This window comes from Streptomyces achromogenes, from assembly GCF_030816715.1.
GTDB lineage: Bacteria > Actinomycetota > Actinomycetes > Streptomycetales > Streptomycetaceae > Streptomyces > Streptomyces achromogenes_A.
The window spans coordinates 1-14,673 of sequence record NZ_JAUSYH010000001.1 but is presented as its reverse complement, the minus strand read 5'-3'; the positions used below and the strand labels follow the sequence as shown (position 1 = coordinate 14,673).

Sequence of the window (14,673 nt, the reverse complement as noted above, 5' to 3'; positions counted from 1 at the left end):
GTCGCTGTCATGAAGTGAGAGATTGATGGGCGGGAACGCTGTCGTGGGGCTTTATCGCATGGCAGCCGATGTTGTCTCAGGTTCGAGAGTTCTTATGTGCTGAGGTTGGTCCGGCCGGTGTGATCATGGGGTGGATCAAGAGGTAAGGGCCGGTCGTGGGGCTGTGCTGCCGAGGGCGTTGGTGGTGCGTCGTTTGTTGGAGGGGCAGCAGGCGGGGGAGTTGTCGACGCGGTATGTGTGTGCGGTCGCTGAGACGGTGGGTGTTTCGGAGCGTACGGTCTGGCGCTGGCTGGAGCAGGCCAAGTCGACCGGGCGGGCAGAGGCGCCGGTCCGGCAGGGATACGCGGTGTCGGACGAGGTGTGGGCGCTGCTGGGTGAGGCGGGGGGCAATGTCTCGGAGCTGAGGCGTCGGCTGGTGGCTGCCGGCGGCGAGGTGGCCATTCCGTCGATGTCGACGTTGTGCCGGGTGATCCGCCGGGACCGTAGGGCGGGGCGGCTTTGCTGACCGGGCGGGAGCCTGAGGTTGCCGGGCCGCGCAGGCCGGATCCCCTCAGTGAGCTGGGCCTGAACGTGGTGGCCGAGAAAGGCGTCGGTGGACAGGTGTTTCTGCGGGAGCAGAAGCATCTGGCGCAGGTCCCGGTCCTGGTCCCGGATGCCCAGGTGGTGCACACGCCTGCTGTGCGGTCGGTGCTGCGGACGGTCGCGCACGCGGCCGGGGTGGGGGCGGTGGTGTGTTTGTACGGCGACGCCGGCCAGGGCAAGACCGTCGCGTTGCAGTACGCCCTGTCCCAGCTGCCGCACCCGGCCAGGGTCGCGCAGGCCCGGCGAACGTGCCGCGAGGGCCTCGGCGTGTTCCTTGCCCGCGCCGGTCAGAGCGCCGTCCTTGCCGTAGTGCAGCACGGTGTTCGCCGAGTTCCAGTTCTCGACGACCTGGAGCCCGCCGTGGATCTCCCGGCGCAGGCCGGGCTGGCCAGGTAGTTGCAGGCGAAGAAAGTGCGCACGGCGCGGCCGAGTTCTTCGAGGGCCTGGTAGGTGGGGTGCTTGGGGCCGCCGCCGGTGAAGCGCCGCAGTACCTGCTCCGCCTCGGCGGTGCCGAGGCGGAGCGTGGTGGCGTACTTGACCATCTGGTCGTACTGCTGCTCGATCAGCTCCCAGCGGATCGGCCGCGTCAGCGAGGCACCGAGCGCCGGCCAGCCGGGCGGCGTGTCGTACGGGCGGTACAAGCGGATGCTGCCGATGTTCTTCAGCCTCGGCAGCAGGCGGAAGTTCAACAGTTTCGGTGAAGGCGAAGCCGACGACGCTCGCGCCGTGCGTGCCGGCGTAGTTGGACTCGACCTCGGCGTCCGTGCAGTGCAGCAGCAGGCCCTCGATCATCGCCGCGACCTCGGAGGAGGAACAGCTCTTGAGCTGGGAGTAGGAGGCCAAGGGCGACAAGGGTGGCCGACGCCCGGCCATTACAACAGAGAAACGGGCCCGCCGCGCTACCGCGGCCTACTTTGCGGCTGGTGTCTGAGCTGGGACACCGGGGCCGACGAGAAGGCCGTCCACCAGGGCCCGGAGCCCGTCCTGGTAGGTGTCCTCGGCGGTCAGCGGCGCCCAGCGGTCCGCGGCCTGCGCCAAGCGGGGCAACTCGCTGGAGTCGAGATCGGCAAAGACCTGCTCCCGGTAGGTCTGCACGGTCATCATCTGCGCGCCGCCGGGCCGCTGTCGTCCTGACCACGATCTCTCCGGCGGTGTAGTACCAGATGGAACGGTAGCCGTGCACGGCCCCGTCGAGGGAGAGGCCGCATTCAACCAGACCGTCAACGATCTGCTCGACAAACCACAGCGCGGATGTGGACATCAAGTCGTCGGCGGTCAGCACCTCCACGATCCATGGGCAGGCGGCGAGCGCCTCGTGGATCGCCGTGGCGGCGACGATGACCCGCTCGCGAGGGTGGGCCGGCAATTCGGGTCGGTGCAGCGTCCGCGCGGCGTAGTCGTCCAGCAGGAGGAGGAGCAGTTCTTCCTTGTCGCGGACGTGGTGGTAGAGCGCCATCGGCGTACTGCCGACCTCCGTGGCCAGCCGCCGCATCGTCAGCCGTTCCACGCCTGTCTCGGTCACGATCCGGCGGGCTGTCTCGATGATCTCCTTTCGAGAGATACGGGGAGGTCGGCCCGGGGTTTTGCGCGGTGCGGACGGTTGCGGCATGCCCCCATCATCCCGCAGGTGTCGACAGCGGCCATCGTCCGGCGCTAAGTTTTCTTACATGTATAAAAACTCGCGGGAGAGACGAGGCGTGGTGCTGGCGGCAGCCGCCGTCGCCCAGTTCGTCGTCGCCCTGGACATGTCCGTGGTCAACGTCGCGTTGCCCGCGATCCGCAACGCGCTGGGATTCGCGCCGCTCGATCTGTCATGGGTCGTGCACGTGTACGCGCTCACGTTCGGCGGGTTCCTGCTGCTGGGAGGCCGCGCTTGCGACCTGTACGGCCAGCGTCGGATGTTCGCGCTGGGACTTACCGTCTTCGGGCTGTGCTCACTGGCGGGCGGACTGGCCCAGACGCCCTGGCAACTGATCGCCGCACGCGCCGGGCAGGGCCTGGGCGCCGCCGCTGCCGCACCGGCCGCGCTGGCGATGCTCACCACCACCTTCACCGAAGGCCCCCAGCGCGTCCGCGCCCTCGGAGTGTGGAGCGCGGTGAACGCCGCTGGTGGCGCGCTGGGTGTGCTGGCAGGCGGGCTGCTGACCGAGTACGCGGGCTGGCGCTGGGTCATGCTGATCAATCTGCCCATCGTCGTGGCGGCTCTCGCGCTCATCCCCGCTGGGGTGCCCGCCGGAACAGCACCCGCCCGGCGCGAGAGGCTCGACGGGGTGGGCGCCGTCCTGGCGACCGGCGGAGTCGGGCTGCTGGTGCTCGGTGTCGTCCGCACCGACACCCTCGGCTGGGACTCCCCAGTCACGTGGGCGACCCTGGCTGCCGCGGCCGTACTGCTGACCGCCTTCGTCTTCGCCGAGTCGAGGGCCGACGCACCGCTGCTGCGCCTCGGCCTGCTGCGCAGCCGCTGGGTCGCCGGCGCGAACGTGCTGGTGTTCCTGGCCGCGGCCGGGCAGTTCACGGCGTTCTACTTGGTGTCCCTGTACATGCAGCAGGTCCTGGGCATGGGTGCCGCAGCGACCGGCACCGCATTTTTGCCCTTCTCCCTGGGGCTGGTCGCGGGAACCATAGGCGCGACCCGCATCACCGCGTCACGCACCCCCCGTGCATCCTTGGTGCCAGGCGCTCTGCTGGCCGCCGCGGGCCTGGCCTGGTTCGCCCTCATCAGCCCCGACGGCAGCTTCCTCACCGACGTGCTCGGCCCCTCCCTCGTCACCAGCGTCGGCGCCGGACTGGTCCTGGCCCCGGTCGCCGCCGCCGCGACCACCGGCGTCGCTCCGCGTGAGGCCGGCATGGCCTCCGGCCTCATGAACAGCTCCCGCCAACTCGGCGGCTCCATCGGCCTGGCTGCCCTGGCCACCATCGCCGCGCACCACACCGGCACAGCCACCGACCCCGCCGCGCTCAACGACGGCTACGCCCTGGGCCTGGCCATCGCCGCCGCCATTTTCGTGCTCGCGGCAGTCGTGGCGATAGGTGTGCTGCCGCGCCGCCGGACCGTCACACCTCTCCCGCAATCCACCGCCCCCGCAGAGAACCAGCTGGAAGGAACACCGTCATGAAGACCACCACCGTCGACCTGTTCGCCTCGGCACTGCACTTCCACCCCGACGGCGACGTCCGAGCCGTCGAACGGCAGATGACGAGCAACGGCTCCGGCGCCTGGCAGATCGCCACGTTCCACGTGGGGACCGACGCCGACGTGCACGCCGACCACTGGGAGATGCACCCAGAGGCCGAGGAAGCGGTGTGCTGCCTGACCGGCGGTGTCCGTCTCTACTTTCGTCCCGACAGGCCCGGCGGCGGCGAGGAAATGGTGCAGTTGCAGGCAGGCACCGCCGTGATCGTTCCCCGCGGGCGCTGGCACCGCCTGGAGCTGGAGGCCCCCAGCGACCTGATGTCGATCACACGTCGCAACCGCACCCGCCTCGAAAAGCGCACCGATACCCACTGAGGGGAAGGTGGCCCGGCAAAGCAGTTGTCGGGCCACACGAAACTCGCCCGAAGAAGGCCCGTGTTCATGGCGATCTGTAGGGGTGGCGCGCCGGGTGGGCACGCCACCCTCTCATGTCGACCGCCCCGCACGCCGGATTACTTGGCCATGCAGGGACGTGTCAGCTGCATATCCGTTGAAGCCGGTGACGACGGCCGCCCCAGTAAGTCCAGATCTTGTGGGGTCCGGCCTGGTGCGCGATGTCCCCGGCAAGCGCGATGAACACCTTGTGCTGGCGGGCCATGCGCCGCCAAGAGTCGAGGCCAGCGGCTGCGCGATGCCTGCCTCGCCACCATGGTCGACCTCGGCGTGCACGCGGACATGGAGCCGGCCGACTTCCTCCCCGCGATGGACGGCTACCGGCAGCGCGACCCGGAGCTGTGACATTGCTTCACTTGGTGAGTCGGCTGCATCGGGATGCGCCCGCCCAGTTCACAGGGCTCCTCTGCGCTTCGGCTTCACTGCCGCAGGCACTCGCCGTCATCTCCCGCAGCTGCCAGGCGGCCCAGGGATACACTGCTCCGCCTCACCCTTACCGGAGGTCACCTCAGTGTTACCTGCACGGACACTCGCCGTTGCCCCGCTGGCTCTGGTGATTCTCGCCCTGTCCGGTTGCTCGTCCTGGGGCTGCACCGACACGACGGCGAAGCGCGGTAAGGCCGGTGTCAGGGTGCAGGTCGTGGACACGTATGGGCAGCGTCCCGGCGTCACCGTCGAGGTCGTTGGCTGGCGCCTTGAGCTCCACCCGCAGGTGCCCTCCGAAGGTGACAAGGTCCACTTCCACTACCGCTTCGACGGCGCCGACGAATACTCCGGCCGTGCAGTGGACGTCTGCGCGGTCGATAAGAAGCGCGTGGCGTTGGGGTGTCAGACGATCTATTCGTCGGAGGCGTGGCAGCAGCCGGACGGTGCTCTTACGGGCGACGGCCGGCTCGCTGTCGAGCACCCTGAGCAGGTTGCCGGAGTGCTGTTGATCCCCAATGACCAGTCCTATGACCGACGAACCTGCGATCAGGACGTCAAGGACGGTGGCGGGATCCATCCTCCGGAACCAGCCGGAGTGGGGGACCAGCTGTAGGGGGTCAAGGCGGTTGAGCTTGCGGCACGGGTCTGCTGGCGCCGAGGAATTGTCAAATCCTGTGGATGGGACTGCTCGCAAGCTCCGGGCCACTCCGCTTTTGGCCTATGCCCGCGGTGGATGGGTTCCGTCGACTTCGCACTGTCACTAGCGTCCGTGTGGCGGATGTGCGACAGGCCACCCGGCCGGCGCGGCCCTGCCCAGGCCGGTACGCCACCAAGCGGTGCCTGCCAGCCGGTCGTACGGGGCTGTCAGTCTTTGTGCACGGGACGCAAGGTCACCAGGTCGTTGCCGTCGCAGTAGGCGAGCGGCCCGCCGACGGCTTTGTTGGCGGGCCGGAACGCCTGGCAGTCCGATGTGCCCCGCCAGAGGGTATTGCCCCGGTGGTCCAGCAGGAGCAGGCGGCGACCGTCCTGCCAGAAGCCGCCGGTGACGGACCGCGCCGCGGGGCTCAGCCCGTGGGGGCGGACCAGCTGGTCGGCGCCTGCGTACAGGAGCCGATCCGGGCGGCCGGGCGCGCGGATGATCTCGTTCATGGTGCCGTAGGTGACCAGGTACTCGCCCGGGGCCAGTCGCCGGGAGCGGCGCAGGGTGCCGAAGTAGGGATCGACGACCAGGGTGCCTTTGGCGTCCGGCAGTACCATGCGGTAGCCGACGATCAGGGGAAGAGTGCGGTCCCAGCGGCATCCGGTGCGCGCGTCGCGCGGGGCCTGAGGCTGGTCCCAGACGAAGCTGTACTGCCAGCCGCGGTCCCCGTCACCGGATTCCACCCCGCTGGCGAGGACGGTGGCGTGGCAGCTGCCCTTGGCCGGTGCGGTGACCATGATGACCCGGTCGTTTTCCTTGATGATTCGATCGACGGTGCCGTCGGGCGGCCGCAGCGCCGCCTGCCAGTGAAGCCCGCCGTCGCCCGGGTCAACAGTGCCGACACGGTCGGGGGTGACCAGATAGGGCCCGCAATGGTCCCCACTGCGGCCGTCGGCGGTGGCGAGCGCGTCGGCCTGGCAGACGACTCCTACCGCCCCGGACACTGCGCGCGTCCACTGGAGTACACCCGACCAGGCGTCCCAGCCGGTCAGGCGGCAGGACCTGGGGCGGCAGACCGCCGTCAGTACCACGGAGCTGTTCTCCAACAGGAAAACCTGGCTGCCGAGCGGCAAGGCCTGACGCCAGAGCAGGAGCCCCCGCTCCGGGTTGAGCCCGGCGATCGCACTCGGACCCCGGCGGCCGTCTCTGCCGCCGACCAGTATCACCCGGCGACCACCGCCGAGCACGGAGTGCGCCGCGCCGGGCTGGTGCGAGGTCAACGCGAATTCGGCCGGCAATGTCAGCCGCCAGCCCCCGTTCTCTGCGCCATCCAGGCGGACCAGCGTGCGGCCCTGGCCGAGCAGCCCCGCTGCGGGGTCGTTCAGCGCCCAGGTGCCATCGGGGCCCGGCCGCACCGGCAGTGGAACACGCGAGGCCTCCTCGGGCACCGCCTCCCCATCGCCGAACATCGGCGGCGACGGGGCGAAACAGCCCGCCACCAGCAGCCCCACCGCCACGGTCAGTAGCCCTCGCCGCCACCGATGCCTCATCGCGCCCCCCGGATCCGCCCACACGGTAGAACGCCCGCAAACCTGCTCGCCGCTCTTCCGCCTCCTTCGTGATGACCTCGTAGCACGAGGGGGTCGGATCAGCCGTACCCCAGTCGCCCTATGCTGCGGCGATCACGTGCGAGTACATCTGATGGGGGCGGTCATGTTCGACGCGGAAGAGTAATTGTCAACATCAGCGGGGTTGTTCAGGCCGCAATGGCTTCGGGGCGTTCGACGAGGTGACCGTTCTTGAAGCGGGCACCGTTGCGGACGAGGGCAACAAGATGGGGTGCGGTGATCGCGCGCCAGCGGGCCTGGGCAGACTGGTCGTGGCGAGGGCCAGCTCCTGCGTCTCGATAGCCGGGGCGCGCATAATGCGCCAGCTGGTGCGCGGCGCGGTGACGACGTGGACCAGGACGACGACGGCCTGGCGGCCGAAGCCGCCGAGCCACGTCCCGGTGAAGCGGACCTGATCGGCCGCCCAGTCGCCCGCCCGCTGCCACGGGGCAGACGCCCGAGTAGATAGCTGGCCGCGAGCACGACGACCCTAGTGACGACGATGCCCATCACACCCACCGCATCCCGATCACGGACAGCTGCTCCATCCGCTCCGGGGTCAGCGTCGCGGCCCTGCTGCGCTGGTTGCCGACCCATGCCCCGAGCCGAAGCTCCCGCTCCTCCTGGTCTTCGCCGACGATCCGCTCGACGTGCTTCCTCGGCACTCGAAGGTGTCCCTCACGTTCGTAGAACTGCTTGGCGGCCTCGTAGTTCGTCGCCCACTTGTCGGCCTGCGTACGGCGCGGGCGCGGCTTCTCGTCCTCGGCCGCGGGCTCGATACCGAGGATGTGCTCACACATCCATTGCTGCACGGTCGTCAGCTTGTCCCAGCCCAGCCGGACCGAGCGCACCCACCGCCCCAGATCCTCGCCTTGGTGCACGACCACGCCCGGCTCCATTGGGAGCTCGCCGCCGACCTCCAGGCGCAGCCGGACCAAATGGAAGGCGCGCTGCCATTCCACGGGCCAGGCGGGGCACCACGACGGGTCGATCTCCTCCAGCTGCTCGCGCCGCTCCTGCGACAGCGCCCCGGCCGCCGACTCCACCACAAGCCCCCCGGCGCGTCGCTGCTCGATCTCGGCGGCCTTCCGGGCGGCGGCGCGTGCGTTCTTCAGCCAGATGCCCACCGGGTAGCCCTGGTAGGTGGCGTCCAGTGGCGCCAGGAGGTGACCTGCTTCGGCTGCCCACCTGCGGGCTGCGGCGAGGCCTTCTTCCCAGGCGACGTCGTAGTGGGACCAGACCATGCCCAGCTTTTCCAGCTGTTCGCCGCGGTCGGCGTCCATGTCCCCGCGGGTGTAGAAGCGCCGGTTGTCGGCGATCCATTGCCCCAGCGGAAACGCGGCGAGGGAGGTCGGCCACTCTTCGGCTTCCGCTTCCTGGTCGTCGCGGTCGGGGACGCGGTAGGTGAAGGGGACCTTCAGGTTGCCGTGGAGCCGGTGGTAGATGGTGGCGGCTTCGATGCCGCGTCGCCAGTGCTGGTGTTCGAGGTTGATCACGCGCAGGTTGATGAACGCGGCCAGCTGCGCGGGGTCGCGCGGCGTGGAGAACTTCAGCAGCTCCCGGGCCGGCACTGACAGTCGGTCGCTTCGGTCGCTCTCGGCTCCCTCACCTTCCGGTCCGCCGCGGCTCTGCACGCCCCTGACACGGCTTTGTGCCTGTTGCTCGGCGAGTTGTTCGACGATGCGGGTGTCGTGCGCTCTGAGCGCTTCAAGCAGCTTCGCAAGGCCGCCGTACGCCCGGCTGGTGAGCATGTTGTCGGCGCTCTCTCCGGGCCCGAGCAGGACCGGTACGACCAGCGACGCCGTTTTGCCCTCGCCGGGCTGCATCCGCAGCGCCCGGCCGACGGCCTGGACGAGGTCGGGCATGGAGCCGCGTACGTCGGCGAAGTACACCGAGTCACAGTGGGATGTATCGATGCCTTCGCCGAGCACGCGAACGGACCCAAGAAACGTCTTCTCCACGACGGTGCCGTCAGCAGCGATTCCCTTGGAGAACTCGTCGAGGACGCGGCGCCGGTGGAGGGGCTTGTGGTCGCCGCACAGCCAGTTGGCCCAGACCATCCGCGGGTACAGCTCCGGGTCGGCGTCGTGCAGTCGCTTGGCGACGTGGGGGAGGTCGGCCGCGAACGCTTCGGCCTCCTTCACCATGTGGTGGAAGACGAGGGTGCGCCGGAAGCCCTCTTCCGCAGAGGCTTTCACCAGGGCGGTCTGCAGGGCGGCGAGCCGCGCCCCGCGTACCTGCTCGGAGCGGGCGTCCTCGCCCAGGAGTTGTGCGGCTTGGAGCTGAGTGTCGGTGATGTCCAGGCACACCACCTGGTAGGGAGCACAGATTCCCCTGTCGATGGCCGCCGAGAGCGTCAACGTGAACGCCCTGCTGCCGAACGGTGAGCTGGGGTCGTCATCCATCGACGCCACCAGTTCACCCGGCGCGCCCTGCTCGGAGTCCTCATCTAGCTGCCACAGCCGGGGAGTGGCGGTCATGTAGAGGCGGCGCAGGGCGGGGATGCGCGTGTTGTCGTGGACGACCGCCCACGGCCGGCCGATCCTGCCCGAAACCCTGTGCGCCTCGTCCGTTTTACCGACTGAAGTCGTGTTGGGAATGCCGCTGAGCTGGCGTTTCAGGTGTCGTGCATGTTCGCGATGTCGGGGTGGTTCGGGGAGGTCGTCATGGCGACGGCGGACACCCAGCACCAGGGGACCAGCACAAGACGGTGACCGTCGCCGTGGACGGCGAGCCGGTGGAAGTGTCGAAGCGTACGACGCCGATACCGACGCGACGGTGCACCCCCTGGTTCGGACTGCCGGGCGGCATGGGTACTCGTTCGCCGGCGCAAGGGGGCGCCGTGCGTGATGGGGAGGCGTTCGTGTCGGTCTCCGTCGGCCCGATGGCGGCGGCGTTGTCAGTGGCGCGTGGTAGACCTGTTCATCGGGTGAACTTGTCCTGTTTTACCGCTAGTTGATCAAGATCGAGTGAAGAGGTGTGACATGGTCGAGACGGAACTGCCAGGACAGGGGGTGGTGTTCTGGCCGGTGGGCACGGGGGACTCCACCACGATCGTGCTGGGCGACAACCTGGTCATGCAGGTGGACCTGCGGGACATGAAGGCCGCCGACGAGGACGACGCGGTGGTCGCCGCCGTCATCGACCGCCTGGAGGAGACCCTCCCGCGACCCGACGGCGAGACGCCCTACCTGGCGGTCTTCGCCCTGACCCACGCCGACTCGGACCACTGCTGCGGCTTCGGTGACCTTCTGGAGAGCTCCATCCTGATCGGGGAGATCTGGGCGACGCCCCGGCTGTGGCGCGAACTGTCCGAGGACAAGCCGATGTGCGAGGACGCACAGCGCTTCCAGGACGAGGTCGAGCGACGCGTGGACGCCACCCTCAAGGCCGTCAAGGACGGCAAGGTGCCGGCCAGCGGTGACCGGGTGCGCATCATCGGCTACGACGAGGACCGCGAACTGCACTCCTACGCCGAACTGCCCGACGAGTACTTCACTTTCCCCGGCGACGTGATCACCAAGATCGACGGCCAAGACGTCGAGGACCGGTTCGAGGCGTTCGTCCACGCACCGTTCAAGGACCACTGCGCCGGCGACCGCAACGACACGTCCTTGGCCCTGCAGGTACAGCTGAAGGCCAGTGACGGCACAGTCGGCCGACTGCTGTTCCTGGGCGACCTCGCCTACCCCATCATCAAGATGATCTTCGAGAACAGCGAGGCCGCTGGCAACGCGGACCGGGTGGAGTGGGACGTGCTGCTCTCCCCGCACCACTGCTCGAAGAAGGCCATGTACGCCGAGGGCGAGGACGGCGAGGAGGAGCTCAAGCAGGACCTTCTTGACCTGCTCCAGGCGCATGCCAGCCCGGACGCCCGGGTGATCGCCAGCTCGTTGCCCTTCCGCGAGAAGGACGAGAAGGGCAACAACCCGCCGCACCTGCTGGCCCGGGACGCCTACGCGTCGATCACCGACTACGAGGTGCTGTGCACGGGGGAGTACCCCTCCAAGGAGGAACCCCGTCCGGTGGTATTCGCCCTGGAGCCGGGCCTGGGCCTCGAATTGGTGGACGTCGCCGACCTGGAGAGCAAGGCCCGGATGCTGGAGGCCGCGGGCGGGGGACGCCGGCTGCTGGCCGCACTGGGTGCCTCCCGCTACCCGGCCGCGGCCTTCGCTGCCGGTACCGGCTTGCCGCACCCGCGGGGTACGGACGCCGCGCGCGCCGGTGTGCAGCAGGCCAGGGGTGACAAGGCCGAGCCCGCGGTGCAGATCGGATTCGGTGCCGCGTGAAGGACAGCACCACCCTGGAACTCACCGAGGGCCAGCAGCTCGCCCTCGACCAGCTGCACCGGATCGTCCAGGCATCTCGAGGATCGGTGGCGGCCACCCACGTGGCCGCCGCAGCCGACGGGTACGTCGAGGCCCGCGTCAGCGTCGGCTGCGCCAACCTGCCGCCCACCCAGAACGGCCTGCGGCTGCGCAGCGTCGAGGCGGTCACCCTGCGGATCCCCCCGGACTTTCCCTTCAGGGCTCCCAGCGTGCAAACCCGGCACACCCGCTTCGCCGGCGCCCCGCACGTCAACTGGGGCCGCCACCTGTGCCTGTACCGCTCGACGGCGACCGAGTGGGATCCGGCCGACGGCATGTACGGGTTCATCACCCGCCTCCTGGACTGGTTCGAGGCGGCCGCCGCGGGACAACTGGATCGGCCCGGCGAACCCCTGCACCCCCCGAACGCCCTGACCGACCACACCGCGGGACTCCTCGTGATTCGCCACGACGCGCCCGTCGCACGACCGGACGGGCCGTGGCTGGGCGCCGCCGTACTGCACCAGGTCAACGACATCAGATGCGACGTCGTGGGCTGGCTCGCCGTCGAGGACCCCTGGCCCGACAGCCTGGAACAGTTGCGGGAGAGCGCCGCGCTGCCGGCCGACGCCCGCGCCTTCCTCGCCCCCGTCGTCGTCACCACGAAGCACCTGACGTTCGAATACCCGCTCACCGCGCGCGAGCTGGTGGAGTTCCTGGCCCGCGACCACATCACGCCGCGCCTGCTGCTGGGGCTGACGGGATTCGTCGCTGGCCACAACCGCACCCTGCTGTGCCCCGACGCTGACGCCGACGCCACCGCGTCGACCGGGGACGACGAGGACACCCCAGCCGCGCCGGTGCACCTGCTGCTGGGCACCCCCTCGCGGGGTATCGCCGGCGACAGGCCCCGCCGGACGCACCTGGTGGCCTGGCACCTGCCCGACTTCGCCGATCAGGTCGGGCGCCTGGCCGCCGACACTGCCTTCAGCGGGCATGCGCACCTGGCCGAACTCGGCGATGAGGTCGTCCGGTTCGGCACCGACTGGCTCGACCGCCAGAGGACCCGGTGGATGCGCGTCTACGAAGCCCGGCCCGAGGTCACGGTCCGACGCGATCACGCCAGCCCTGCGGCCTGGCTGCGCGGCAAACGCATCCTCGTCCTGGGCGCGGGCGCCCTGGGAGCACCCGTCGCCGACATGTGCACCCGCGCCGGAGCCGCGCACCTCACTGTCGCCGACCACGGACTCGTCCACCCCGGAATCCTGGCCCGCCAGCCCTATACGGACGCCGACATCGGCTTTTCCAAGGCGAGGGTCCTGGCCGACCGCCTCAACCGGATCGACCCCCACGCCACCCGTGTCGAAGCCCTCGTCGGCAACGTCACCACCCGGCTGTCCGCCCTCGACCTACACACCTTCGACCTGATCTGGGACTGCACCGCCAACCGCATCGTCCGCGCCCACCTCGAACGTGCCCGCCGCACCGACACCGCCCCCTGGCCCCACCTGGCCACACTGATGATCGGCCACCACGCCACCCGCGGCATCGCCGCCATCTCACCCCGCGGTGCCACCGGCGGTGGCACGGACGTCCTGCGGCGCACCGCGCTGGCCGCGCACGCCGATGCCACGCGCGCCTTCGACGACCTGATCGACGACTTCTTCCCCACCACACCCCCGACCGAGCTCTTCCAGCCCGAACCCGGCTGCTCGGACACCACCTTCACCGGATCGGCCGCCGACGTCACCGCACTGGCCGGACAACTGGCGACCGGCGTCCTCCACGCCCTGGCCGAACCCGCCGACCGGCACACCATGGCCGTCCTCATCGTCCGCATGCCCACCGGCCCCACCAGCACCCAGCCGTCCGGGCCGCGCTGGCTGACCTGGCCCAACGACACCCTCGCCACGGACGAGGCCACCGGTTACGACGTGCGCATTACCCCCGCCGCACTGGCCGAGATGCGCGCGGAAGCCCGCCGCGGCGCCCGAGTGCGGGGCCCGCGCGTGGAAACCGGCGGCACCCTGCTCGGCGCCGTCGACGACGCTACCGGTGTGATCTTCATCGACGAGGCCACCGGCCCGCCCCCCGACTCCCTGCTGACCGAGGCCTACTTCCAGCACGGCCTGGACGGCGTCGGCGGCCACCTCACCGCCCGCCGGAAGGCTACCGGCAACATCAGCCGCTTCCTGGGCATGTGGCACACCCACCCGCACACCGCAGCACAGCCCAGCACCACCGACCGCGCCGCCATGACCAGCCTCACCCTCCCGCTGGACGACGCCCCCGCCCGCGCCCTCGTCCTCATCGCCGGAGGACCACCTCCCGTCTGGCACCAGTGGCTCGCCACCGGGGAGAGCCCCGACCTCTACGCCCACCTCGCCGCCCGCACCGCCTCGGTCACGGCTGAGCCGCCCCCGCAGCAACCACCCGCTCACCTCGGCCCCGTGCAGTGGTGGCCCGGCGGCTACTCCACCCGCCCCCACAGTCCCGTCCCCGTCCCACGCAAGGGCTCCCGCTCATGACCCCCACCATCGGCCTCGCCCTGTCCGGCGGCGGCTCCCGCGCCGCCGCCTTCCACCTCGGGTGCCTGCGCGCCCTGCACGACCGCGATCTCCTCGACTGCATCCGCGTCGTCTCCGGCATCTCCGGCGGGTCCCTCCTCGCCGCCCTGTGGGCCTACGGCCCGAAAGAGTTCACCGACTTCGACGCCAGCACCACCGACCTGCTGCGCTCCGGCCTGCAACTGGACATCGCACGCCAGGCATTCAAGCCCTCCGCGGCCGCCCGCAACCTCACCGCGGCCGCCCGCGCAGGCACCCGCCAACTGTTCACCCGCACCACCCAGGTCACCGTCGCCCGCCCCGCCAACCGCACCGACGCCCTGGCCGCCGTCCTCGCCCACAAGGCGTTCGGCACCACCACCTTGGCCGACGTCACCCACCCCGGTCTCGACGTCGTTCTGACCGCCACCGACCTGGCCACCACCAACGCGGTTCGCTTCGGGAGCACCCGCAGCGGCTGCTCCCGCTACGGCACCATCACCGAGCCCGTCCACGTCGCCACCGCCGTAGCCGCCTCCGCCGCCTACCCCGCGCTCCTGCCAGCCCTGGAACGCACCTTCACCTTCCAGCACCGCGACGGACACCACCAGCAGCACACCGTGCTGCTCACCGACGGCGGCGTCTACGACAACCTCGGCCTGTCCGTCCTCGAACCGGGACGCTCACCGCACCACACCCAGCACGTCTACGACGTGCCCTTCATCATCTCCTGCGACGCCGGGCTGGGGGAACTCGCATTGAAGGCACCGCACTTCATGCTCGGGCGCCTCAGCCGCTCCTTCGCCACCGTCCACCGCAAGGCCCAGGACTCCGCCCGCGCCCGCCTGCACGAGTGGGCCGCGAGCGGACGCATCGACGGTTTCGCCCTTGCCTATCTCGGAATGAAGGACGACCGCCTGCCCGCGCCGCCAGCCGACCTCGTTCCGCGCAGCGCGGTCGCCTCCTACCCGACCAACTT

General features: G+C 70.0%; 9 protein-coding genes and 3 pseudogenes. 7 read left to right on the top strand and 5 right to left on the bottom strand.

The annotated features are described in order from the left end of the window. Nucleotides 1-256: 256 nt before the first annotated feature. On the top strand, nucleotides 257-505 hold the full coding sequence (locus QF032_RS00055) for a hypothetical protein (protein ID WP_307060554.1): 249 nt from the start codon (nucleotides 257-259) through the stop codon (nucleotides 503-505). Nucleotides 506-870: 365 nt separating this feature from the next. On the opposite strand, the pseudogene QF032_RS00050 reads toward QF032_RS00055, so the two are convergent. Beyond that, nucleotides 871-1,416 (bottom strand): annotated as a pseudogene (locus QF032_RS00050) (Tn3 family transposase); the annotation flags it as partial. 75 nt (nucleotides 1,417-1,491) lie between these two features. Next, nucleotides 1,492-2,191: pseudogene (locus QF032_RS00045) on the bottom strand (TetR/AcrR family transcriptional regulator). 58 nt (nucleotides 2,192-2,249) lie between these two features. On the opposite strand from QF032_RS00045, the gene QF032_RS00040 reads away from it, so the two are divergent. The 3 genes from QF032_RS00040 to QF032_RS00030 all read left to right on the top strand — a co-directional run bounded on the left by QF032_RS00040 (nucleotide 2,250) and on the right by QF032_RS00030 (nucleotide 5,207). Next, the gene (locus QF032_RS00040) at nucleotides 2,250-3,698 is read left to right on the top strand and encodes an MFS transporter (RefSeq protein ID WP_307054186.1); all 1,449 of its coding nucleotides are present in this window, start codon (nucleotides 2,250-2,252) and stop codon (nucleotides 3,696-3,698) included. After that, on the top strand, nucleotides 3,695-4,090 hold the full coding sequence (locus QF032_RS00035; protein ID WP_307054184.1) for a cupin domain-containing protein: 396 nt from the start codon (nucleotides 3,695-3,697) through the stop codon (nucleotides 4,088-4,090). Before QF032_RS00040 ends, QF032_RS00035 begins: the two co-directional genes overlap by 4 nt. Before the next feature lie 589 nt (nucleotides 4,091-4,679). Beyond that, entirely contained in the window at nucleotides 4,680-5,207 is a 528-nt protein-coding gene (locus QF032_RS00030; protein ID WP_307054182.1) for a hypothetical protein, read from the top strand. A gap of 251 nt (nucleotides 5,208-5,458) precedes the next feature. On the opposite strand, the gene QF032_RS00025 is transcribed toward QF032_RS00030, so the two are convergent. The 3 genes and pseudogenes from QF032_RS00025 to QF032_RS00020 form a co-directional block, all read right to left on the bottom strand. Beyond that, a complete protein-coding gene (locus QF032_RS00025) occupies nucleotides 5,459-6,751 on the bottom strand; it encodes a PQQ-binding-like beta-propeller repeat protein (protein ID WP_307054180.1) in 1,293 nt (430 codons plus the stop codon). Nucleotides 6,752-6,990: 239 nt separating this feature from the next. Then, nucleotides 6,991-7,149: pseudogene (locus QF032_RS40505) on the bottom strand (IS256 family transposase); the annotation flags it as partial. 201 nt (nucleotides 7,150-7,350) lie between these two features. Next, nucleotides 7,351-9,321 (bottom strand): helicase associated domain-containing protein, encoded by a 1,971-nt coding sequence (locus tag QF032_RS00020; RefSeq protein WP_307054179.1) that lies wholly within the window; start codon nucleotides 9,319-9,321, stop codon nucleotides 7,351-7,353. 504 nt (nucleotides 9,322-9,825) lie between these two features. Here QF032_RS00020 and QF032_RS00015 point away from each other — a divergent pair. The 3 genes from QF032_RS00015 to QF032_RS00005 all read left to right on the top strand — a co-directional run. Beyond that, nucleotides 9,826-11,130 (top strand): hypothetical protein, encoded by a 1,305-nt coding sequence (locus tag QF032_RS00015; protein ID WP_307054177.1) that lies wholly within the window; start codon nucleotides 9,826-9,828, stop codon nucleotides 11,128-11,130. After that, nucleotides 11,127-13,676, top strand: a complete 2,550-nt coding sequence (locus QF032_RS00010) for a ThiF family adenylyltransferase (protein WP_307054175.1) — start codon at nucleotides 11,127-11,129, stop codon at nucleotides 13,674-13,676. The genes QF032_RS00015 and QF032_RS00010 overlap by 4 nt, the downstream gene beginning before the upstream one ends. Further along, nucleotides 13,673-14,673: patatin-like phospholipase family protein (locus QF032_RS00005; RefSeq protein ID WP_307054173.1), on the top strand; the 1,001-nt coding region annotated here is incomplete at its 3' end. The genes QF032_RS00010 and QF032_RS00005, both read left to right, overlap by 4 nt.